This window comes from Limosilactobacillus sp. C0001E2, assembly GCF_056590915.1.
Genome location: NZ_JBWPXC010000005.1, coordinates 32,392 through 55,686, shown reverse-complemented (window position 1 = coordinate 55,686; position 23,295 = coordinate 32,392). Strand labels below are relative to the sequence as shown.

The following is a 23,295-nucleotide window of genomic DNA, read 5'->3' as shown; positions in this document are numbered from 1 at the left end:
TCTTTGTTAATCACAATTATAACTTTTATAATTGTTTTTGGAATTCTTGTTTTAGTTCATGAATTTGGTCACTATTATTTTGCTAAACGAGCTGGTATTCTAGTTCGCGAATTTTCGATTGGAATGGGCCCAAAGATTTGGTGGAGTCGTCATAATGGTACTACGTATACAGTTCGGTTATTACCGCTCGGTGGATATGTTCGTCTTGCGGGAGCTGACGAAGATGATGATGAAATACTGCGTCCTGGGACGCCAGTTACCATTCAACTAAATGATCAAAATGAAGTGACAACGATTAATGCTAGTGAAAAGACAACTTTGTTTCAGGGACTACCATTACAGATTGTTGACAAAGATTTGGTTGATGACTTGTGGATTAGTGGTTACGTTAATGGTGACGAAAGTGTTGTCAAAAAGTTCAGTGTCGATCATGATGCTAATGTAATCGAACGCGATGGGACTGAATTGCGGATTGCTCCGCGAGATGTACAAATTAATTCAGCTAGCTTACCACATCGGATGATGACTAATTTTGCTGGTCCAATGAACAACTTTATTTTAGCGCTAGTGGTTTTTATCATTTTAGGTTTTACTTTACCTGGCATTCCAACCAATAGTAATCAACTTGGAAAAGTTCAATCGTCTTCAGTTGCTGCTAAAGCAGGTCTGAAGGCCGGTGATCGAGTTATCAAAGTTAACGGGCACTCAACTCCTAATTGGCAGTCGATGACAGCAGCAATTTCCAGCAAGCCAGGTCAACGGTTAACAATTAATTATGAGCGAGCAGGTCACGATTATACAACCAAGCTGACCCCGAAAAAGGTCCGGCGTGGAAAGCAAATGGTCGGTCAAATTGGTGTCATGGAACAACAAAAGAAAGACTTTTCATCTCGGGTTCAATATGGCTGGCACCAATTTATTTTGTCTGGTACGTTAATATTTAATGTTTTAGGCCACATGTTTACGCATGGCTTTAGTTTAAACGACTTGGGTGGTCCAGTTGCTATCTACGCAGGGACTTCGCAGGCCACTTCATTAGGAGTTAATGGCGTGTTAGCATTTTTAGCAATGCTTTCTATTAACTTAGGAATCGTTAACCTGCTACCAATCCCCGCCCTAGACGGCGGTAAGTTAGTATTAAATATTATTGAAGGGATTATTCGTCGCCCAATTCCAGAAAAGGCGGAGGGAATCGTGACGTTAATTGGTTTCGGCTTTTTAATGCTATTAATGATTCTGGTTACGTGGAACGATATTCAACGGTATTTTATTAAATAAGTGGAGGATAGATTGATGAAACAATCAAAAATTTTAATTCCAACTAAAAAAGAAGCACCAAGTGATGCTGAAGCGCTTAGCCATAAAATGATGATTCGGGCTGGGTATATTTACCAAGTTTCGTCGGGAGTTTGGTCATATCTCCCATTAGCTTACCGAGTAATTCGTAAAGTTAAGGCGATTATTCGTGAAGAAATGGAAAGAGCCGATGCATTTGAAATGGAAACTCCTTCAATGCTGCCAGCAGATTTATGGCAACAAACAGGTCGGTATGAAGCTTATGGTGATACCCTATTTAAATTTAAGGACCGTAATGATCGGGAACATATTTTAGGCCCAACTGATGAAGAAGTGATGACTGAAATTCTGCGAGATAGCATTAAGTCATATAAAAAGCTACCGTTAACCGTTTACCAAATTACCGATAAGTTCCGTGATGAACCCCGGCCACGATTTGGTGTATTACGGGGTAAGGAGTTTTCCATGCTGGATGGTTACTCATTTGCTGCTGATCAGGCGGGGCTAGATGAGGCCTATAATCAACAGGCACAAGCTTATCGAAACATTTTTGATCGTGTTGGTTTAGACTATAAAATCATTCTTGCTGATTCAGGCACGATTGGTGGGGATAACTCACAAGAATTTTCTGCGCCGGCTAAAGTTGGTGAAGATACGATTGTTTATACTGATGGTGACTATGCTGCTAACCTTGAAAAAGCTACAGGTAAGTTTACTGGTGTACAACAAACTGCTGAACCAGCTAAATTAGCGAAAAAGCCAACTCCAGGTGCCCACTCTGTTGATGAAGCGGCAGCGGCCTTGGAAATGGATGCTAATCAAATCATCAAATCGATGTTATATATGGCTAAAATGGGTGAAGACGAGTATCAACCAGTTATGGTTTTAATGCGTGGTAACGATGAAGTTAATGAAACGAAAGTTACAAACGCAGTTGATTGTGAAGAGTTGACGTTGGCAACTGAGCAACAGGCACAAAAGTACCTTGGTGCTCATCCAGGTTCATTAGGACCAGTTGGTGTTGGTGAAGAAGTGAAAATTTTAGCTGACAACTACGTTAAAGTTTTAGTTAACATGGCGTGCGGGGCCAACGATGATGGGTATCACTATGTTAATGCGAATATTGACCGTGATTTCCGAGTTGATCAATTTGGCGACTTCCGATCTGTTCAAGAAGGGGAAATCGCTCCAGATGGTAACCCAATCAAATTTACTAACGGAATTGAGATTGGTCATATTTTCAAACTTGGAACTGGTTATTCAGAAAAACTAGGTGCACAGGTCTTAGACCAAAATGGTCGGCTTGTTGATATGATTATGGGATGTTATGGGATCGGAGTTACTCGTTTGCTTTCAGCGGTGGCTGAGCAAAATGCTGATGAGTATGGTTTGGTATGGCCAGACAGTATTGCGCCGTTTGATGTTCACGTAATTCCAGTCAACGCTAAAAAAGCTGATCAAATGAAAATGGCTAATGAGATTAGTGAACAACTTGAAAAGGCAGGTCTCGAAGTCTTAGTAGATGATCGAAAAGAACGAGCTGGTGTAAAATTTGCGGACTCAGACTTGATTGGAATTCCATTACGGGTTACGGTCGGTAAAAAGGCGAGTGAAGGAATTGTTGAAATCAAGATCCGGAAGACTGGCGAAACGGTTGAAGTGAAGATCGCAGAAGTCGCTAATACGGTTCAAATTCTGTTAAAACAATTAAACGGTGATCACCAAGAGTAATTATTCGAATAAGTAGATTTTAAATGTGGTTAAGATGAATAATCAAAATTAACCACATTTTTTAATTTTGAGGAGGAAATTCAGTGGCCTTAAACGCACAAGAAAAATTTCAGAAATTACTTGAGCAAATTAACTACCAGGATGATTCATTAACTGATGGACAGGTTAAAACGGTGATTGTTCATCAAAAATCACGTGTGTGGGAAATTCATTTACAACTTCCTCATGTTGTTCCGGCAGATACCTACCGCGGATTATTACACAGTTTGCAGATGAGTTTTCAAAGCCTGGCTAATGCCCGGGTTCAGTTAGTAATTCAAACAGCTGACAAAACCAATGATGCCAAATTAATTGGTGATTATTGGCGCTTTCTGGCTCAACAAGAAGTTGGTGACCGGGGAATGGGCTTTGAAATTGCGGAACAAACAATGCCTGAAGAGCATAATGGCAGAATTGAATTAGCCTTGGAAAATGACCAAGTTAAAGATTTTGTTGCTAACAAGTTTCTTGGTAAGATCGAACAGGCCTATCAGCAGGCAGGTTTTGCTCCGTTTAGGATCCATGCAGTGGTTGATCAAACAGCTTCAGCTGCAACGGTTAAAGAGTTAAAAGAAAAACAGCAGGCAGCAGATGCAGCATTGGTTAAAAAGGCACTGGCAAAAATCAAATCAGATCAGGCAAACCGACAAAAACAGGAAGCAAGTAGTTTGAAAGTAGATGGACCAGCTCGGATTGGTAAAGAGATTAATCCACAGGCTGATGTCACCCAAATGGTCGAAATTACCGAAGAGGAACGAAACGTGATTGTCGAAGGTTACGTCTTCTCCAAAGAGGTTAAGGAATTGCGCTCTGGCCGTCAGTTGATGATCTTAGAAATTACGGATTATACCTCTTCATTTGCTGTTAAGAAGTTTTCCCGCGATAAAAAAGATGAAGCACAATTTGGAGCAATTAGTGAAGGTCAATGGGTAAAAGTTCGTGGTTCAGTCCAGGAAGATAGCTTTATGCGGGACCTGACCATGAATGCGTATGATATTAATGTGGTATCGCACCCCGTTCGTCAAGACAATGCTCCTGAAAATGAGAAGCGGATTGAATTACATTTACACACTAATATGTCGACAATGGATGCAACCAATTCCATTAGTGACTATGTTAAACAGGCCATCAAATGGGGCCAACCAGCAATTGCGATTACTGATCATGCAGGTGTACAAGGGTTCCCGGAGGCCTATAAAGCTGCCTATGACGGTAAACATCAGAAATATAATATTAAAATGATTTATGGGCTGGAGGCGAATGTCGTTGATGATGGCATTCCATTAGTCTATAACGAAAATCATGAGCATTTACTAAATAGTACTTACGTTATTTTCGACGTTGAAACAACGGGATTATCTGCCATTTATGATAAAGTTATTGAATTATCGGCAACCAAAATGAAAGATGGTAAAGTGTTAGACCGTTTCGATGAGTTTATCGATCCCGGATTTCCGTTATCCGAACAGACCACTGAATTGACCAGCATCACTGATGATATGGTTCAGGGATCAAAATCAGAAGAAGAAGTCTTTAAGATGTTCCAAGATTTCTGTGCAGGTAGTATTATTGCCGGACATAATGTTTCCTTTGATATGGGCTTCATGAATACCGGTTATCGACGCTACCATCTTCCAGAAATTACGCAGCCAGTAATTGATACCTTGCCACTAGCCAGATTTCTTTATCCTGATTTACGTGGTTATCGGTTGAATACGTTAAGCAAGAAATTTAAAGTATCACTGGAACATCACCACCGGGCAAACTATGATGCTGAAGCTACTGGACACTTGCTACATATCTTTTTAAAAGATGCAGAAAAACGGTATCAAGTGGTTTACGTTGACGATTTAAATAAACATATGACTGACAATGGCGCTTATCGGCATGCGCGACCATTCCATGTGACGTTATTAGCTAAAAACCAAGCTGGTTTAAAAAATATGTATAAACTGGTTTCGTTAGCAAACGTTAAATACTATTATCGGGTTCCTCGGATTCCCCGAAGTGTATTGGCACGGTATCGCGAGGGCCTGTTAATCGGGTCTGCTTGTTCGAATGGGGAAGTTTTTACAGCAATGATGCAGAAGGGATACGCAGAAGCAAAGCAGAAAGCAGCTTTTTATGACTATCTTGAAGTTCAGCCGAAACCAAATTATGCACCATTATTAGAACAAAAAGTAATTTCAAGTGAACAGCATCTAGAATCAATCATAAAAAATATGATCAAGCTTGGTGGTGAATTAGGGAAAACGGTTGTGGCGACTGGTGATGCCCATTACCTTAATCCAGAGGACGCAATTTACCGCAAGATTTTGATTAACTCGCAAGGTGGTGCCAATCCGTTAAATAAAACTAAACGACCGGATGTACATTTCAGAACAACAGACGAAATGTTACAAGAATTTGATTTTCTGGGGTCCGACTTGGCCCACCAAATTGTGGTTGAAAATACGCACAAAATTGCGGATGAAGTCGACCAAGAAATCAGCCCAGTTGAGGATAAGCTGTATACTCCGCACATGAAGGGGGCTGAACAGGAAATCCAAGATCGGACATGGGCTACCGCTAAAAAGTGGTATGGCGATCCGTTACCTAAGTTAGTTTACGATCGAGTAAAATTGGAACTTGATAGTATTGTCAAAAATGGGTTCTCGGTAATTTATCTAATTGCCCAACGATTAGTAGCCAAGTCCAATAAGGATGGGTACTTAGTTGGTTCCCGGGGATCAGTTGGTTCCAGTGTGGTGGCAACTCTTTCAGGGATCACTGAAGTTAATCCTCTGCCTCCGCATTACCGTTGCCCACATTGCCAATATAATCACTTCTATACCAAAGGTGAGTACAGTTCTGGTTATGATTTGCCGGATAAGAAGTGTCCCAAGTGCGGGACGTTAATGATCAAAGATGGTCATGATATTCCTTTCCAAACCTTCTTAGGGTTCAAGGGAAATAAGGTTCCTGATATTGATTTGAACTTCTCAGGTGACTATCAACCAATCGCCCATAATTACATGAAGGTTTTATTCGGTGAGAAAAATGTGTTCCGTGCCGGAACAATAGGTACCGTCGCCGATAAGACGGCGTATGGATACGTCAAAGCTTACGAACGAGATACTGACCAGGAATTTCGAGGTGCTGAAGAAGACCGACTTGCTAAAGGGGCTACTGGTGTGAAGCGAACGACTGGTCAGCACCCAGCCGGGATCATTATTATTCCAGATGATATGGATATTTATGATTTTACTCCAGTCCAGTATCCGGCGGATGATCAAAATGCGGCTTGGGAAACTACCCACTTTGATTTCCATTCGATTCACGACAATATTCTAAAAATGGATATTCTGGGCCACGATGACCCGACAATGATTCGTGCTTTGCAAGATTTATCCGGAATCAATCCGCAAACTATTCCGATGGATGACCCTGGTGTGATGAGTCTCTTTTCTAGTCCGAAGGCCTTAGGGGTGACTGAAGAACAGATTAATTCTAAAACGGGAACTTTAGGGCTGCCAGAGTTCGGAACTCGATTCGTCCGCGGAATGCTGGAAGATACCCATCCGAAGAACTATTCACAATTACTCCAAATTTCTGGGTTGTCACACGGAACTGGAGTGTGGTTGGATAATGCTCAAGAATTAATTAAGGATGGTGTTGCAACGATTGCAAACGTGATTGGGTGTCGTGATAACATTATGACTGACTTAATTCACTACGGCCTGGATTCAGAAACTTCTTTCCAGGTGATGGAATCTGTTCGACACGGTCGTGGAATTCCTGATGAGTGGCAGGCTAAAATGCACGAGGCCAATGTTCCACAGTGGTATATTGACTCATGTTTAAAAATTAAGTACATGTTTCCGCGGGCCCACGCTGCTGCCTATGTTTTAATGGCGTTGCGAATTGCCTACTTCAAGGTTTATTTCCCATTAACTTATTATTGTGCATTCTTCTCTGTTCGTGCAGATGATTTTGATGTTGTAGCGATGTCGCGTGGTAAGAACGCAGTTAAAGCCGCAATGAAAGAAATTACTGATAAGGGTAATGATGCCTCGGCAAAGGAAAAGAGCTTGTTGACCATTCTTGAATTAGCCAATGAAATGTTGGAACGGGGATACAAGTTTAAGATGGTTGATTTAGATCGGTCAGACGCTTCAAACTGGTTGATAGATGGTAAGACATTAATTGCACCATTCCGTGCTATTCCAGGATTAGGAATGAACGTTGCAAAACAGATCGTGGCTGCCCGGGAGGAAAAGCCATTCTTATCTAAGGAGGATCTGGCTGAACGGGGGAAGGTTTCTCAAACCATTATTGAGTTTATGGATGCTAATAACGTTCTCGAAGGCCTGCCTGACCAAAACCAACTTAGTTTATTTGATCAATTATAAAATTTGTGTTTTATCGTGGTTAATGTTATTATTAATAACGGTAAATGACTTCGGAAAGGGGTGAGCAGCAATGCTCGCTCTTTTTATTGCAATTAATTGGAGGTGACAATTTGAGTACAAAGGATGTAATTAAAACCGTTAATGAGTTGGTTCAACCCATCTTGGATCAATATGATTTTTATCTTTTTGATACTGAATTTGTGAAGGAAGGCCATAGTTGGTACTTACGCGTTTATATTGATAAAACTGGCGGAATCACATTGGAAGATTGTGTTAACGTTAGTGATCAATTGAGTGAAGCACTGGACAATTGTGACCCTGATCCGATTCCCCAAGCTTACTTTCTGGAAGTTTCCTCACCAGGAGCAGAACGTCCTTTAAAGAAGGAAGAAGACTATCAACGGGCAATTGGTGAATATGTTCACCTTTCTTTGTATCAAGCTCTAGAAGGAAAAAAAGTTTATGAAGGTGATTTAAAGACCGTTACGACAGATGAATTAACGATCGATTATCTTGATAAAACTCGGCATAAAACATTGACGATTCCACGAAAATTAGTTGCAAAAGCTCGCTTAGCTGTGAAAATTTAAAAAGGAGCCAAAATAAATTATGAGCACAAAAAAACAAAAAGCTGAATTGTTAGGGGCAATGGATGTCTTGGAAAGGGAAAAAGGCATCAAAAAAGACGTAATTGTCAATGCTTTAACGGATGCTTTAGCGAATGCTTACCAAAAGAATTATGATGATAATAATGCTAACGTTGAAGTAAAAATTGATGAACAGACTGGTGATTTCAAAGTTTTTGCAACCAAAAAGGTTGTCGATGAGGTTACCAACCCAATTGAACAAATTAGTTTACGTGACGCAATGCACGTGAGTCATGGATATGAAATTGGCGATGACTTTAAAGAAGAAGTTACCCCAAATGACTTTGGACGGATTGCTGCTCAAACTGCAAAAAGTGTGGTTCTTCAACAATTACGTGAAGAAGAACGCCGAATCGTGTACGAAAAGTACAATAAATTAAAGGATGACCTGGTTAATGGTGAAGTTGCGCGTGAAGATAGCCGGTTTATTTACATTAATTTAACTGGTGGGGTTGAAGCGGCCATGAATAAACATGACCAAATGCCAAATGAGCATTACCGTACTCATGACCATGTTCAAGTTTACGTTACACGGGTATTAAAAGATACCAAAGGACCACAGGTCTTTGTTAGCCGGACCGCTCCCGACTTACTTAAGCGTTTATTCGAAAAGGAAGTTCCTGAAATCAGTCAAGGAATTGTTGAAATTAAGGGAATTGTCCGTGAAGCTGGGGATCGGGCTAAAGTTGCAGTTTTCTCTCGAGATAGTAATGTTGACGCTGTTGGTACCTGTGTTGGCCCACGAGGGGCTCGAGTACAGACAATTGTGAACCAACTTGGCGGTGAAAATATCGATATTGTTAAGTTCGAGGAAGAGCCAGAAGACTTTATTCGTAATGCACTTAACCCAGCCGAAGTTAAGGCTGTTATCTTTGATGAAAATAATGGTGAAATTGAAGAAAACCAACCAAAAGTTGATGGTGAGGAAAGTGAACCACGGGTTCACCGGGGGTGTAATGTTATAGTGCCAGATAACCAATTATCATTAGCTATTGGTAAACGGGGTCAAAATGTTCGACTGGCAGCTCAATTAACTGGTTATAAGATTGATATCAAGCCACTTTCTGAAGTTGATACTGATGACTTTGATGAAGACAGTTCTTTAGAGACTGACGAATAATAGGCAACGGGGTGAAAAAATGAAAAAGAGAAAAATACCGATGCGTAAAGATATTGTGACTGGCAAAATGATGCCTAAACGACAGTTAATTCGTGTAGTTCGCAATAAAGAAAATGAAGTGTCACTAGACCCAACTGGTAAGAAGCCGGGTCGTGGTGCATATGTTGCAGTTGATGTGAAAATTGCTGAACAAGCCAAAAAAGAGCGAACCTTTGATAAGGCCTTTAATGTGACTCTTGATGATGAATTCTATGATGAATTAATCAAATATGCTGATCATGCTCAAGCGCGGCAAAAGTTATTTGGCAATGATTAAGCACCAAATTTTACAGTTATTAGGATTAGTCCGCCGGGCTAGCCAACTGACCACTGGAGAAGGATTAGTATTAAATCAAATTCGTCATCAGACAGCGCAGTTTGTTTTTATTGCTAGTGATGCAGGGGTTAGTACAAAGAAAAAGTTTACCGATAAGTGTACTTTCTATAAGATTCCATCCTGTGATGTCTTTAGTCGACAGGAAATTAGTCAGGCAATCGGTCAAGCCCGTTCAGTTGTGGCAATCAATAACAGCGGATTCGCCAAGAAATTCCAACAATTAACCAAGCAAATAAACGAAGGAGAGTGAGCATATGGCCAAAGAACGAATTTATGAATTAGCTAAAGAGCTCAAGATGCCAAGTAAACAGTTAGTAAAGCTTGCTAACGATCAAGGAATGAGCATTAAGAGTCACATGTCCTCCGTTACGCCCGATCAAGCTGCCAAATTGCGGCAAGCTGCTAAGGGTGGTAACAACCAAAAAGCGAAAAAATCGAATGGTAGTGCGGTAAAGCAACATCGTGATGTTACCCAGAACCATGCTCCACAAAAGAAGGATAGTCAACCTAAGCAAAAGTCGCAACAGCGACCAAAGGTAGCTAACAATGATCATCATGGTGATTCAAACAAGAAGCATGCGCAAGGTCAGCAGCCAACCGCGAATACCAATCAACATTCTGTTAAGAAGAATAATCAACAACAACGGAATAATCGTCATGATAATAATCAACGTGGCGGAAACAACCAGAACCGTGCCCATTGGTTTGGTAATGGTAAAAAGAATAAGAAGCGTAATAAGAAGAACCGTAATAATCAACGGATGAAGAATGTTGCGCCAAAGCAACCAACTCAACGGAAAGATCGTCCATTGCCTGATGTCTTAGAATACACTGAAGGAATGAATGCGCAAGACTTAGCAAAGATTCTGCACCGTTCTGCAGCAGAAATTGTTAAGAAGTTATTCATGCTTGGGGTAATGGTTAACCAAAACCAATCTCTTGATAAGGATACAATTGAAATCTTAGCGGCTGACTACGGAATTGAAGCTAAGGAAAAGATTCAAGAAGATATTGCCGACTTGGATAAGTTCTTTGATGATGAACAAAAGAATCAAGAACACATGGTTCCGCGGCCACCAGTTGTCACAGTAATGGGACACGTTGACCATGGTAAGACCACGTTGCTGGATAAGATTCGTCATTCGCACGTTACTGCGCATGAAGCAGGAGGAATTACTCAGGCGATTGGGGCTTACCAAGTTCGTTACAATGATCAATTAATTACTTTCTTGGACACCCCAGGTCACGCGGCCTTCTCCGAAATGCGGGCTCGTGGTGCTAACATTACTGATATTACTGTCCTTGTAGTTGCGGCTGATGATGGTGTAATGCCTCAAACGATCGAAGCAATTAATCACGCGAAGGCAGCTAAGACGCCAATTATTGTCGCGGTTAATAAGATCGATAAGCCAGGTGCCAACCCAGATCACGTTACGGAACAATTAACAGAGTATGGTCTGGTTCCAGAAGACTGGGGTGGTGACACCATCTTTGTTAAGATTTCTGCGAAGTTCGATAAGAATATTGATGAATTGCTGGATATGATTCTTTTGCAAGCAGAAATGATGGAACTAAAGGCTAACCCTGAGCAACGTGCTGCAGGTTCTGTAGTTGAAGCTCGGTTAGATCAAGGTCGAGGCCCAGTTGCTACTTTGCTGGTTCAACAAGGGACGATGCACGTTGGAGATCCAATCGTTGTTGGAAACACCTTCGGTCGAGTTCGGACCATGAATAACGAAAATGGACGTAAGATTAAGAAAGCAACACCATCAACGCCAGTTGAAATTACCGGATTAAATGATGTTCCACAAGCCGGTGATCGGTTCGTTGTCTTTGAAGACGAAAAGACTGCGCGGTCAGCCGGTGAAGAACGGGCTAAGCGGGCTCAAGAAGAAGAACGAGCACGGACTTCACACGTTACTCTAGATAATCTCTTTGATACGATGAAGAAGGGTCAAATGAAGACCTTACCAATTATCATCAAAGCTGACGTTCAAGGATCAGTTGAGGCCTTGGCACAGAGCTTGCAAAAGATTGATGTTGATGGAGTTCGAGTAGATATTATTCACAAGGCTGTTGGTGCCATTAGTGAATCAGATGTCACGTTAGCCGAAGCTTCAAACGCGGTTATCATTGGCTTTAATGTTCGGCCAACGCCACTAGCTAAATCTATGGCCGATTCAAATAACATTGATATTCGACTACACCAAGTTATCTACAAGGCGATCGAAGAAGTTGAGGACGCCATGAAGGGGATGCTTGAACCAGAATACAAGGAAGAAACTATTGGTGAAGTGGAAGTTAAGCAGATCTACAAGGCTTCCAAGGTCGGGACAATTGCTGGTGGAATGGTCACCACTGGAAAAATTACCCGAGATTCTAAAGTACGCTTGATTCGTGACGGTGTTGTTATTTATGATGGTGAATTAGGTAGTCTGAAGCGGTTTAAAGACGATGCTAAGGAAGTTAAGGCTGGTTTTGAATGTGGCTTGACGATTCAAAACTACAATGACATTAAAGAAAACGATGTCATTGAAGCTTACCAAATGAAGGAAATTCCTGTTAAGTAAGGAGGCGCACAATGCCGAATAAACGTTATCGACCAGAACGATTAGCTCAAGAAATTCAACGAGAAGTGGATGATATTCTTCTGAAACGAGTTCGTGATCCTCGCGTACAAGACATTACGGTAACCGGAGTGGATGTTACTGGTGACTTGCAACAAGCAACCATTTACTACAGTCTTTTATCTGATAAAGCCTCTGATGGTGAAAAAGCGCAAGCAGGATTGGATAAGGCAACTGGTTTAATCCGTAAGGAACTGGGTGCACGGCTCAATATTTTTAAAACTCCAGCAATTAAATTTGAACGGGATCCATCGATTGCTTATGGAAACCGGATTGATGAATTGCTAAGGAAACTACATCGAGAAGATCAACTATAATTTAAATAAGGCACCAGAGTTCGGCTCGCCGGGCTTTGGAGCTTTTTTATGATTTGCAGAAGGGAGAAATAGCGATGAATGGCGTACTACCACTTTATAAAGAACGTGGAATGACCAGCTTTGATTGCATTCGGCGTCTTCGCCAACTTTTGCATACTAAAAAGATCGGTCATTCTGGTACTCTTGATCCAAATGTGAGTGGGGTTCTACCGATTTGTATTGGTACAGCAACAAAATTAGTGCCGTACTTGATGGCTTCAGGGAAAGTTTATGCTGGAGAAGTGTTGATCGGTCAAGCTACCACAACTGAAGATTTAGATGGTGAAGTTGTTGACCGCCAAGCCGTGTTGAAGCCAATCGATGATCAACGGATTAAGGATGCAATGCGGCATTTGACTGGTGAAATTACGCAGACGCCACCCATGTATTCTGCAGTGAAGGTTAATGGCAAACGACTCTATGAATATGCCCGAGCTGATAAAACGGTTGAGCGTCCACAGCGAATCATCACCATTAAAGAATTTAAGCTATTGGCGTCCAATTATGATTCAGAGCAGCAACAACAACGAATTCGTTTTGAGGTACACTGTTCAAAGGGGACATATGTGAGAACTTTAGCGGTTGATTTGGCAAAACAGTTGGGATACCCAGGGACGATGGCCTCGTTAACCCGGTTACAAAGTGGCGGCTTTGAATTAGATCAAACGTTGAGTTTAGCGGACGTGGAAGATGAAGTGAATAACAATACAATTGAAAATTACATTTATCCTCCGCGTTTTGTCCTCCAGGCTTACCCACAGATTACGTTAACCGCGCAACAGTGGCGGTTAGTACAAAATGGTGGTTGGCTGAAGGCACAAGACTTACACCATTCTGAAAGGGAAATTGTTTTGCTGTACGATGGGCAAGCAAAAGCAGTTTATCAAAAAGTGGGCGTCAATTATAAACCGGCAACCATGATTTCAGTGAAGTAGGTGACGACATGAAAGAGATTCGGTTGAAGTATCCAGTAGATGAAGCGAAGATTGTGCAGGGACCGGTAGTTTTAGCCATGGGGTTCTTCGATGGTGTTCATCGTGGTCATCAACAAGTTCTTGCGATGGCAAAGAGAATCGCTGAACAACAGAATCAACCATTAGCGGTCTTAACTTATGATAAATTACCAGCAATCGTCTTTAAACAGCTGGACCAGCCAGTTCGGTACCTGACGCCATTAAATAGAAAGTTACATTTATTGGCAGAATTTGGGGTTGATGTTGCCTATGTCATGGATTTCACATCAACGGTTGGTGAATTAGCTCCCCAAACGTTTGTTGATGAAGTAATTATGAAGTTTCAACCAAGCACGGTCGTTGCTGGTTTCGATCATACATACGGCCCCAAAGAGATTGCAAATATGGCTAAGTTACCAGAGTATGCTCAAGGCCGCTTTGCTATTAAGACGGTTAGCAAGTTAACTAATGACAACGATGAGACTAAGGTCAGCTCAACAGCAATTCGTCAGTTAATTGATCGGGGAGCGGTGACCAATGCTAATCAATTACTTGGATATCAATATACGACTTCTGGAATCATTGTTCATGGATTTGCCCGGGGACGGACGATTGGTTTTCCGACTGCCAATGTTCAATGGCCGGAAAATGAACGAACTCCCGCAGTTGGTGTCTATGCGGTCCGCTTAAAAGTGCAAAACCAATGGTTTAACGGGATGGCTAGTGTGGGCTATAATGTTACTTTTGGTAAACAAACGAATAAGACAATTGAAGTCAACATCTTTGATTTTCAACGCCATATTTATGGTGAGCATGTCCAAGTACAATGGGTACAACACTTACGAGACGAAGTTAAGTTTGCTAGTGTTGATGATCTAGTTGAACAACTGAAAAAAGATCAGGTGGCAAGTTGCCGAATTTTAAATCAGCAACCATTAAAATAAATTGTAAGATCCAAACTGAATGATTGATTTTTACACGGTTTTTGCTACTATTAAGACTGGTCTAAAAAACGAAAATTAATACTAACGAGAAAAAGAGATTAAGGAGTGGATTTCCTGTGTGTGGTTTTGCAGGTGCATTATCTGATAAAAAGCTCGCTTCTGCGGCACGAATGAACGATGCTGTTCATACAATGAATAATATGATTATTCACCGGGGACCGGATGATGCTGGTTATTTCCAGGACGATAATATTACAATGGGTTTTCGGCGGTTGAGTATCATTGATCTAACTGCGGCTGGTCACCAACCGATGCCCTATGATAATGAACGGTACATGTTAACGTTCAATGGTGAAATTTATAACTATATTGAATTACGTAACCAACTAAAAGCGGATGGTTACACTTTCAATAGCGATTCTGATTCTGAGGTGATCCTCGCCGGCTATGATAAGTGGGGTGTGGATGCGCCAAAACATTTCCGCGGAATGTTTGCATTTGTAATCTGGGATAGTCAAGAAAAAACGATGTTTGCGGCACGTGACCAATTTGGTATTAAGCCATTCTACTATGCAGAAGTTGGTGACCAATTGTTCTATGGTTCAGAAGAAAAAGCTCTGTATCCGGTTTTGCGTGAACAAGAATTCAATCATGACGCATTACAGGATTACATGACGTTTCAATACGTTCCAGAACCTGAAACGTTATCCAAAAATATTAAAGCGTTACTACCTGGGATGTCGTTAATCAAAAAGGTCGGTCAACCATTGAAGTTGCAACGATACTATGACACGACTTTTCATCCAGTTGAAAAAACAGAAGAAGAGTATGCTAAGGAAGTCCGGGATGTTCTTTTTGATTCCGTTAAGATCCACATGCGTTCAGATGTACCAGTTGGGGCTTTCTTATCTGGTGGTATTGATTCCACCATTGTGGTTTCGATTGCGAAGCAGTTTAATGATAATTTAAAGACCTTCTCAGTTGGTTTCCAACGTGAAGGGTACAGTGAATTAGACGTTGCACAAGAGACCGCGGATGTTCTTGGGGTAGAAAATTATAGCCATGTGATTACACCGCAAGAATTTATGAAGGCTTTTCCATACTTTGTGTGGGCAATGGACGATCCACTGGCTGACCCGGCAGCAGTTCCACAGTTTTTCCTAACTAAGACTGCTCGGGAACAAGTTAAAGTGGCGTTGACTGGTGAAGGAGCTGACGAATTATTTGGTGGTTATACTATTTACCACGAACCGATTTCACTACGCCCATTCAAGTACACTAAGCCACTGAATGGGGCGCTACACGCAATTAGTAAACTAATGCCAGAAGGAATGAAGGGTAAATCCTTCTTGATGCGGGGAACCGTTCCATTAGAAAAACGGTATGTTGGAAACGCCTTTATCTTCAATGAAGCAGAAAAGAAGCGCTTCTTTAAAGATTATAATGATGAGCATTCATATGCAAAGACAATGGCGCCTTGGTATGCAGAAGCTCAACAGTATGATCCAATTACAAAGATGCAATTCATTGATATTCATGCCTGGTTAAATGGTGATTTGCTTCGGAATGCCGATCGAACTTCCTTGGCGCATAGTCTTGAATTACGGACGCCATTTCTAGATAAAGAAGTCTTTGCGGTGGCTTCACAAATTCCAAGTCATTTACGGATCAAGGATGGAACCACTAAGCAGATCTTGCGTAAAGCAGTGGAAGATGTTATTCCTGGTCACGTGCTCCACCGGAAGAAGCTGGGCTTCCCAGTGCCAATTCGGTTCTGGTTAAAGGATGAGATGTATGATTGGGCACGTCAAACAATTATTGATTCGCCAACGGACAAGTTCTTTAATAAGCAATACTTCTTACAATTATTGGAAGATCACCGCAAGGGAGTTCGTGATAATTCACGGAAGATTTGGACGATTTTGACGTTTATGACCTGGTATCAACAATACATTGTCAATGCAGATTCTAGTTTTAAGTTTCCATTCTAATTTGAATGGATTAAATTGAGGACGGAAAATGGGAAAAATTATTGTGCAAAAGTTTGGTGGAACCTCTGTGCAAAACCATTCTGTGCGAGATTTAGCACTGGACCATGTTCAGGCTGCTGTTGATCAAGGATATCAAGTTGTGATGGTTGTTTCGGCAATGGGTCGTAAGGGTGATCCATATGCGACTGATTCGCTATTGAATTTAGTTAGTCAAAATCATCAAACCCAACTAACCGCCCAAGAGTTGGACCAGCTAATGGCAACTGGTGAATTGATCTCAATGTCGGTTATGGTTAATCAAGCTCGTCAAAGAAAAATGAAGGTTGTTGGTTTGACCGGAGCGCAAGCAGGGGTCATAACCAATTATGATTACCAAAGCGCGCGAGTTGATCATGTTGATCCAACGGCCATTCTCACGGCTTTTCAAACGGTGGATGTTGTAATTGTGGCTGGTTTTCAAGGAGTCACGACCGATGGGCATGTTACCACGTTAGGCCGTGGTGGTTCAGACACATCAGCAACGGCCATTGGGGCAGCCTTGAATGCTTGTTTTGTTGATATTTTTACGGATGTTAATGGGGTAATGAACAAAGATCCCAAGCAAGATCCCAGTGCACAGGTAATTCCCTTTTTGACGTACACTGAAATGGTCCGAATGGCGGAAAATGGGGCGAAGGTTGTTCATCCACGAGCAGTCAAAATTGCAATGAACGCGGAGATTCCATTCCGTGTTCGGTCGACCTACCGAGTTACAGAACAGGGTTGTACAATTATTGGCAGCTCTAGATTAATTAAATAACCCATTGAGGAAGGAAGAGCAGCTGTGTTAGCAAGTGATTTAATTCAAGCAATTAAATATAAACGATTATCTCAAAGTGAATTTACTGACTTTAAGGTTACCACGGTAACCCAAGATACGCGTCAAGTTGTTCCGGGGGCCGTGTTTATTGCCATTGTCGGGGCCAATGTTGACGGTCATCAATTTATTCCGCAGGCAATTGCCAAAGGTGCCCAAATGATCATTGCTCAAGAGCCGGTTGAGACAACTGTTCCGGTGGTTTACGTTAAGGATACGCATCGGGCAATGGCCTTTTTAGCGGACAAATTTTATGGATCACCGAGTCAATCAATGAATATGATTGGGGTAACCGGGACTAATGGTAAGACCACGGTGACACATTTAATTGAAGAAGTCTTTCATGACTTAGGTGAAGGGACTGGATTAATTGGGACCCTGTATCGCAAGGTCAACGATCAAGTCTATCCAACGACCAATACGACTCCTGATGTTTTGACAAACCAGAAAACTCTGGCAGAAATGCGTGATGCTAATGTTAAAACTGTTTCAATGGAGGTTTCGTCAATTGCATTAGTTCAGGGGCGTGTCTGGGGAATTAATTACGATATCTGTGTGTTCACTAACTTTACAGAAGATCACTTGGCATACCATAAGACGATGAGTCAATACAAGTTAGCTAAGAGCTTGTTATTTGCTCAAATGGGCAACACGTTTACTGGTAAAACTGCAGTGATGAATATTGATGATCCAGTGGGTCGAGAATTTATTGATTACACAACAAGCAATATTTTGACGTACGGAATCAAACATCAAGCGGATATCTATGCTGATCGTATTAAGATTACAATTCATGGGACCGAATTTGATTTACATGTTTTTGATGAAGTCAAACATGTTAAGACTCATTTAATTGGTGAATTCAATGTTTATAATAGTTTGGCAGCTGTAGGTGCTGCTTATGCAGCTGGCGCAAGTGTTGACGAAATTGTTGATTCATTAAGTCGTGTTAAGGGTGTTAAAGGTCGATTCCAATTAGTGCCATCGGATACTGGGGTGAGTGTAATTGTCGATTATGCCCATACTCCTGATGGTTTATTGAATGTCTTAGAAACACTCAATGATTTTGCGGAACAGGATACGTATTGTATTGTCGGTTGCGGTGGTGACCGAGATGCACAGAAGCGTCCACAGATGGCAAAAATTGCGGTTGATAATAGTACTCATGCCATCCTGACTGAGGATAATCCACGAACTGAAGATCCGCACAAGATTATGGATGATATGTTAGCTGGGATTGATTCTGACCAAGCAACGGTTATTTTTAACCGTCGTGAAGCTATTCAGTATGCAGTGAACCATGCTAAGCCTGGTGATGCCATTATCATTGCGGGGAAAGGACATGAAGATTACCAAATTATTGGTAAAACTAAACATCATTTTGATGATTATGAAGAAGCCGAAAAGGCTTTAAAGAATCGGCATTCACATTAATATTATTAAGGGTCGTGAGCATTTGCTCACGACCCTTTTTTGAAGAGTTATTGTCCAACAATAGATCGATAGACCCGAGTTGTTAACCCATATATAATTAAATAAAAGCTTAGTAGAATAACGGAAATCATGATACCAATAACCACCATCAAGGAAGAATTATAGAAATTTAATTGGATCATAATTTGGTGAATAGCCGGAATTGCAAAAGCAAAATTGATTAGGGCACCAATGACAGGCAATAAGAAAACCATTAACACTTGACTATGAATACTTTTCACAGTTTCGTGTTCGGTTAACCCCACTTGTTGCATTGTTCTGAAGCGGTCATGATCAGCATAGCCTTCAGAAATTTGTTTGAAATAGATTACAACGGTGGTGGTAATTGCTAAAGCAAGACTAATTAGAATTCCAATAAATACTAAGCCGCCATAGAGACTCGTGATTAACGATTTGATGGTCTGTTGTCCAGTGAAATTACTATTTTGCAAGTTGAGTTGGTTTTGTAATGCTGTTTCAAATTTTAGATGGTCCTTTTTTGATTTAGCGATTTCATAATTAAAACTAGTTACAGTGGTTTTTGGTAATTTTGTGGGAAGCTTGTTAACCACAATAAATGTTGGTAAATAAATTGAACGGTCTGGATTGAAGTATGATGAGAAAGACTTTAATCGTTCAGCTTGATATGATTGTCCATACAGCTTAATTTTTCCTTGATGCTTGGTTGCTGAAGCATAGGTCAAGGCTTGGCGATTATTGAGCAGAATGTGCTGTCCCGTGATTTTGTTATAAGTTTTGGTATTAATGAAAATTACAGAACTTGTGGTTTGTGAAGTCATGCGATCAATGTTTCCCTGACTGTAAAAGTGGCGATTTTTCCAATAGCCGTATTGCGGGATTGTCATTTGAAATGATAATGGTTTTTTTATTTCCGCGTGGTGATGTTGAGCAGTTTTCTTGATGATTAATTGCTGTTGGTGATTGAGTGGTTGGGTGGTAGTCATCACGATATCTCGAGGAGCATATGATTTGACCGTACTACTAATGCCAGCGTAGAGCGTCACTGAGGTAAAAAGAATTACTAGTATTGATGAACATAGGAGACAAATGGTTGCCAAACTAGCACCATTTTGCTTCATACGTTGTAACATCCCTGAAATTGCAATAAAGTGACGTGGTTGATAGTAAAAATGCCGTCGATTTTGTAAGCAACGGAGGAGGATTATACTGCCAGCAATAAAGACGAGATAAGAACCAATTACTAAAAACAGTACAGCGAGCATGAAAGTTGAAATTGCGGAAATTTTGGGCTTGATTGTGACGGTTAAATAATAAGCATAACCCAAGCATAAAAAGCCAATCATACCACCGATTTCAAACATTCGGCCTTGGTGTTTGCTTAGATCAGTGGTTTCTTGCCACAATTTTGTTGGTGTGAAGTGCTTAACTTTGATTAAGTCAATTAGTACTAAAATGGCGAAATAACCACAAAAAATAAGCATTGTTTGCCAGATGGCACTTGGTACTACCCAGGGCTGTGTAAGATGGTCAATTTGCAGTAGGTAACTCAAACTCAGAAAGGCTAGTTTTTCAAAAATGATACCAATGATGAGGCCAGTTAATAAACTACCTGCCAATAAGTAACCTTTTTCAATTATGATTAATCGTTGCAGATTACTCTTTGTCATGCCGAGCATACTGTAGAGTCCCATTTCTTGATGCCGTTGCTGCCATAAGAATCGATTAACGTAGATTAAAAATGCGATCGTGACAAAAAGAATAAATTCGGCTCCTAGTTTTAGTAGTGCGGTGGTGGCCGCACCAGTGTTTAGATGTTTTAAACTATTGTTGGCAGCAATAGCTAAAAAGATATAGTTAATGGATACGAGTATACTGGAGGCCGTTAGATATGGTGCGTAGATTTGCCGATTACGCTTCATGCTGGAATTAATTAATTTTATAAACAACATGTTTATTCACCACCATTTGTCATGACCATCATGGTATTACTAATTTTTTGTTGATAGGCAGAATAAGAATCACTACCACGGTAAAGTTCGTGGTAGATCCGTCCGTCCTTAATAAAAATAGTTCGTTTAGCATGACTTGCTGCAGCGGCACTATGCGTGACCATGAGAATGGTTTGTCCTTTTTTATTGATATGATCAAATAATGCTAAAATTTCCTGACTAGTATTCGAGTCAAGTGCGCCAGTAGGCTCATCAGCTAAAATCAGATTAGGGTGAGTAATTAATGCTCTTGCAATGGCAATTCGTTGTTGCTGACCACCGGAAATATCATTTGGATAACGATCGATAATTTCCTTAATATGTAATGATTGAATTAACGGAACGATTCGTTCTTGCATTAGTTTTAATGGCTGGGATGCTAATACCAAGGGAAGGTATATATTATCGCGATTAGATAAACTGTCTAATAAATTAAAATGTTGGAAGATAAAGCCAAGGTGCTCTCTGCGAAAATGTGCGGCTTCATCAGCCGTTAACTGACTTAGGTTTTGCTGATTTAAAATTACTTCACCGCTAGAGGCCTTTTCTAGAGTAGCAATAATATTAAGTAAAGTACTTTTCCCCGCTCCAGATTCTCCCATAATTGCGATATACTCACCTAGCTGAACGTCAAAGCTAATATCTTTGAGTGCCTGAACCGGATGGGATGAATTTGGTTGATAAGTTCGTTGAACATGATGGAGTTGTAAGAGTGTCATAACGATGGTCCTTTCATTCATTTGATTATCTTAATTATAGAAAGAAAGTTGTATAATTAATACTTACAGTCTATTAATCAACCTTACAGTTTTGTAAGAAAAAGGCATCTTGATTAAAGTAAAAATGCTTTAATCAAGATGTCTTTTTAATGATGGTAGACATTAATGTAATTGGGAGAAAAAATGAGTTGTGCGGTGGTTCCCTGATCCGGTTGGGAGGCAATTTGAACTGAAAAATTTAATTTTTTGGTAACTTCTTTGACTAGATAGAGTCCCATGCCGGTCGAGTGACTAGTTCGATGACCGTTTTCTCCGGTAAAACCATTTTCATAGATCCTTGGTAGATCATGTTTGGCAATACCTGATCCAAAATCTTTAATCAGAATGGCATTTTTTTGCCACACAATTTCAATTTTTTGACCAGGAGTGGAGTATTTGATGGCGTTTGAAAAGAGCTGTCTGAGACAGAAACGTAACCATTTCCGGTCAGTTAACACTTGGACGTTTTCTAGGTTGCGAGTTTCTGGGGTCAATTGGTGGTTGATAAAGATACTAGCGTTCTGTTTCAAGGTCTCATTAACCAACTTAAATAAATTAATCCATTCAAATTTAAAATCGTTGTTTCCCATTGATAGGCGATCTTCATTTAAGATTAAATCTAAGTAATAGTTTGTTTCATGGACTGTCGACAAAACAAAAGCACGATCTAGTTGATTGTGATCTTCTGCTTGTGATTGCAAGGCTGCAAGCGAATTTTTCATTTCATGGGCGTAGAGTTCAAGATGGTCTAATTGTTCTTGCTCATCATGACGTAATTGATGGATTTGAAGTTGAGTTGCCTTGTTTAGTGTTTGGTAGTTAACCGTTAGTTGATATTCAACTGGTGTTTTCGGCGAAAACGGTTGGTTTTGTTGGAGAAGCTGTACTCGGTGTCGAGTATAAGTAAAACTACTGATTAGATAAATGATTAAGAACGGACAAGAAAATCGTACCAAATCAATTGCTAAGCTGAATCTGAGGTGGTATAGCAAACTTAATAGAAAGGCTAAGCTGATTACGATGAGATAAACAATTACGGTTGGCAGAATTTGCCTAATGAAATAGTTATTTTTCATTGACTTTCACCAAACGATAGCCGAGGCCGCGATCAGTTCGTAATGTATCTGCCAGATCAATGGTTGTTAACTTGGCTCGAAGACGGCTGATATTGACGCTTAATGTATTTTGATTTAAGAATTTACCGCCTTGCCACAGCCACTCCAGTAATTGATCTTTACTAACTGTCTGCCCTAGATGGTTAATAAGAACTGTCATCATGGCTCCCTCGGTAGGTGATAATTTAATCTGTCCTGACGGATTACTTAACACATTAGTAAGTGGATTAAATTGGTTTTCTTCCCAAGTTAAGTTTTCACTAAGAGCATTATTGTCTTTGAATCGGCGTAATTGCGCTTGAATTTTTGCTAATAAGACTGCCATTGAAAAGGGCTTCATAATGTAGTCATCGGCACCCGTTGCAATCGAATGCATAATATTTTGGTCGATATCTCCTGCTGAAATGACAATGATTGGAGCGTTGGTTTGTTTACGGACTTCGTGAATCCAGTAATAACCATCAAAAGTTGGCAAAGTTATATCAAAAAGAATTAGATCCGGTTTAGTGTCATGAATTTCATTGGCGACGTTTTGCCAATTATGAACAGTGTTTACTTGGTATTGCCATCTCTGCAATGCGTTTTTAATTTGTTGGATTAGTGGCTGATGATCTTCAACGATAAAAATAGTTGTCATGGTATTCTCCCTGTA

The 23,295-nt window shown here is 40.6% G+C and carries 18 protein-coding genes; 14 read left to right on the top strand and 4 right to left on the bottom strand.

What is annotated here, in order from left to right:
• The first annotated feature begins 3 nt into the window (after positions 1-3).
• From rseP to AC1EKL_RS06445, 14 genes are all read left to right on the top strand, one after another.
• Positions 4-1,278 carry an RIP metalloprotease RseP gene (rseP, locus tag AC1EKL_RS06510; protein WP_480189395.1) on the top strand — a complete coding sequence of 425 codons (1,275 nt, stop codon included), beginning with the start codon at positions 4-6 and terminating at the stop codon, positions 1,276-1,278.
• 15 nt (positions 1,279-1,293) lie between these two features.
• Positions 1,294-3,027 carry a proline--tRNA ligase gene (locus tag AC1EKL_RS06505; protein ID WP_480189396.1) on the top strand — a complete coding sequence of 578 codons (1,734 nt, stop codon included), beginning with the start codon at positions 1,294-1,296 and terminating at the stop codon, positions 3,025-3,027.
• 83 nt (positions 3,028-3,110) lie between these two features.
• Positions 3,111-7,457, top strand: a complete 4,347-nt coding sequence (locus tag AC1EKL_RS06500) for a PolC-type DNA polymerase III (protein ID WP_480190254.1) — start codon at positions 3,111-3,113, stop codon at positions 7,455-7,457.
• A 110-nt stretch (positions 7,458-7,567) separates the two neighbouring features.
• Complete coding sequence (rimP, locus tag AC1EKL_RS06495; RefSeq protein ID WP_480189398.1) at positions 7,568-8,047, top strand: ribosome maturation factor RimP; 480 nt, start codon at positions 7,568-7,570, stop codon at positions 8,045-8,047.
• Between the two features lie 19 nt (positions 8,048-8,066).
• Complete coding sequence (gene nusA, locus AC1EKL_RS06490) at positions 8,067-9,224, top strand: transcription termination factor NusA (protein WP_480190253.1); 1,158 nt, start codon at positions 8,067-8,069, stop codon at positions 9,222-9,224.
• 19 nt (positions 9,225-9,243) lie between these two features.
• Positions 9,244-9,540: an RNase P modulator RnpM gene (gene rnpM, locus AC1EKL_RS06485; protein WP_480189400.1), complete on the top strand. Its 297-nt coding sequence runs from the start codon at positions 9,244-9,246 to the stop codon at positions 9,538-9,540.
• On the top strand, positions 9,533-9,850 hold the full coding sequence (locus AC1EKL_RS06480; protein WP_480189401.1) for a L7Ae/L30e/S12e/Gadd45 family ribosomal protein: 318 nt from the start codon (positions 9,533-9,535) through the stop codon (positions 9,848-9,850). The genes rnpM and AC1EKL_RS06480 overlap by 8 nt, the downstream gene beginning before the upstream one ends.
• Positions 9,851-9,854: 4 nt before the next feature.
• Entirely contained in the window at positions 9,855-12,170 is a 2,316-nt protein-coding gene (infB, locus tag AC1EKL_RS06475) for a translation initiation factor IF-2 (protein WP_480189402.1), read from the top strand.
• A gap of 11 nt (positions 12,171-12,181) precedes the next feature.
• Positions 12,182-12,544, top strand: a complete 363-nt coding sequence (gene rbfA / locus AC1EKL_RS06470) for a 30S ribosome-binding factor RbfA (protein ID WP_006915833.1) — start codon at positions 12,182-12,184, stop codon at positions 12,542-12,544.
• A 74-nt stretch (positions 12,545-12,618) separates the two neighbouring features.
• The gene (gene truB / locus AC1EKL_RS06465; RefSeq protein ID WP_480189403.1) at positions 12,619-13,518 is read left to right on the top strand and encodes a tRNA pseudouridine(55) synthase TruB; all 900 of its coding nucleotides are present in this window, start codon (positions 12,619-12,621) and stop codon (positions 13,516-13,518) included.
• An 8-nt stretch (positions 13,519-13,526) separates the two neighbouring features.
• Positions 13,527-14,480, top strand: a complete 954-nt coding sequence (ribF, locus tag AC1EKL_RS06460; protein ID WP_480189404.1) for a riboflavin biosynthesis protein RibF — start codon at positions 13,527-13,529, stop codon at positions 14,478-14,480.
• A 116-nt stretch (positions 14,481-14,596) separates the two neighbouring features.
• Positions 14,597-16,471, top strand: coding sequence for an asparagine synthase (glutamine-hydrolyzing) (gene asnB / locus AC1EKL_RS06455; RefSeq protein ID WP_480189405.1), 1,875 nt, complete (start codon positions 14,597-14,599; stop codon positions 16,469-16,471).
• A 28-nt stretch (positions 16,472-16,499) separates the two neighbouring features.
• Entirely contained in the window at positions 16,500-17,270 is a 771-nt protein-coding gene (locus AC1EKL_RS06450) for an amino acid kinase family protein (RefSeq protein ID WP_480189406.1), read from the top strand.
• Between the two features lie 24 nt (positions 17,271-17,294).
• Complete coding sequence (locus AC1EKL_RS06445; protein ID WP_480189407.1) at positions 17,295-18,761, top strand: UDP-N-acetylmuramoyl-L-alanyl-D-glutamate--2,6-diaminopimelate ligase; 1,467 nt, start codon at positions 17,295-17,297, stop codon at positions 18,759-18,761.
• A 47-nt stretch (positions 18,762-18,808) separates the two neighbouring features.
• Here AC1EKL_RS06445 and AC1EKL_RS06440 read toward each other — a convergent pair whose 3' ends face one another.
• The 4 genes from AC1EKL_RS06440 to AC1EKL_RS06425 all read right to left on the bottom strand — a co-directional run bounded on the left by AC1EKL_RS06440 (position 18,809) and on the right by AC1EKL_RS06425 (position 23,280).
• Entirely contained in the window at positions 18,809-20,731 is a 1,923-nt protein-coding gene (locus AC1EKL_RS06440) for an ABC transporter permease (protein ID WP_480190252.1), read from the bottom strand.
• Between the two features lie 2 nt (positions 20,732-20,733).
• Positions 20,734-21,489, bottom strand: coding sequence for an ABC transporter ATP-binding protein (locus AC1EKL_RS06435; protein ID WP_480189409.1), 756 nt, complete (start codon positions 21,487-21,489; stop codon positions 20,734-20,736).
• Positions 21,490-21,635: 146 nt separating this feature from the next.
• Positions 21,636-22,604 carry a sensor histidine kinase gene (locus tag AC1EKL_RS06430; protein ID WP_480189410.1) on the bottom strand — a complete coding sequence of 323 codons (969 nt, stop codon included), beginning with the start codon at positions 22,602-22,604 and terminating at the stop codon, positions 21,636-21,638.
• Complete coding sequence (locus AC1EKL_RS06425) at positions 22,594-23,280, bottom strand: response regulator transcription factor (protein ID WP_480189411.1); 687 nt, start codon at positions 23,278-23,280, stop codon at positions 22,594-22,596. The genes AC1EKL_RS06430 and AC1EKL_RS06425 overlap by 11 nt, the downstream gene beginning before the upstream one ends.
• Positions 23,281-23,295 lie beyond the last annotated feature (15 nt).

Coding starts and splice junctions, on each gene's coding strand:
- AC1EKL_RS06505 (WP_480189396.1), top strand. CDS start 1,294: ATGAAACAATCAAAAATTTTAATTCCAACTAAAAAAGAAGCACCAAGT.
- nusA (WP_480190253.1), top strand. CDS start 8,067: ATGAGCACAAAAAAACAAAAAGCTGAATTGTTAGGGGCAATGGATGTC.
- rnpM (WP_480189400.1), top strand. CDS start 9,244: ATGAAAAAGAGAAAAATACCGATGCGTAAAGATATTGTGACTGGCAAA.
- AC1EKL_RS06480 (WP_480189401.1), top strand. CDS start 9,533: ATGATTAAGCACCAAATTTTACAGTTATTAGGATTAGTCCGCCGGGCT.
- infB (WP_480189402.1), top strand. CDS start 9,855: ATGGCCAAAGAACGAATTTATGAATTAGCTAAAGAGCTCAAGATGCCA.
- rbfA (WP_006915833.1), top strand. CDS start 12,182: ATGCCGAATAAACGTTATCGACCAGAACGATTAGCTCAAGAAATTCAA.
- truB (WP_480189403.1), top strand. CDS start 12,619: ATGAATGGCGTACTACCACTTTATAAAGAACGTGGAATGACCAGCTTT.
- ribF (WP_480189404.1), top strand. CDS start 13,527: ATGAAAGAGATTCGGTTGAAGTATCCAGTAGATGAAGCGAAGATTGTG.
- AC1EKL_RS06450 (WP_480189406.1), top strand. CDS start 16,500: ATGGGAAAAATTATTGTGCAAAAGTTTGGTGGAACCTCTGTGCAAAAC.
- AC1EKL_RS06440 (WP_480190252.1), bottom strand. CDS start 20,731: ATGTTGTTTATAAAATTAATTAATTCCAGCATGAAGCGTAATCGGCAA.
- AC1EKL_RS06435 (WP_480189409.1), bottom strand. CDS start 21,489: ATGACACTCTTACAACTCCATCATGTTCAACGAACTTATCAACCAAAT.
- AC1EKL_RS06430 (WP_480189410.1), bottom strand. CDS start 22,604: ATGAAAAATAACTATTTCATTAGGCAAATTCTGCCAACCGTAATTGTT.
- AC1EKL_RS06425 (WP_480189411.1), bottom strand. CDS start 23,280: ATGACAACTATTTTTATCGTTGAAGATCATCAGCCACTAATCCAACAA.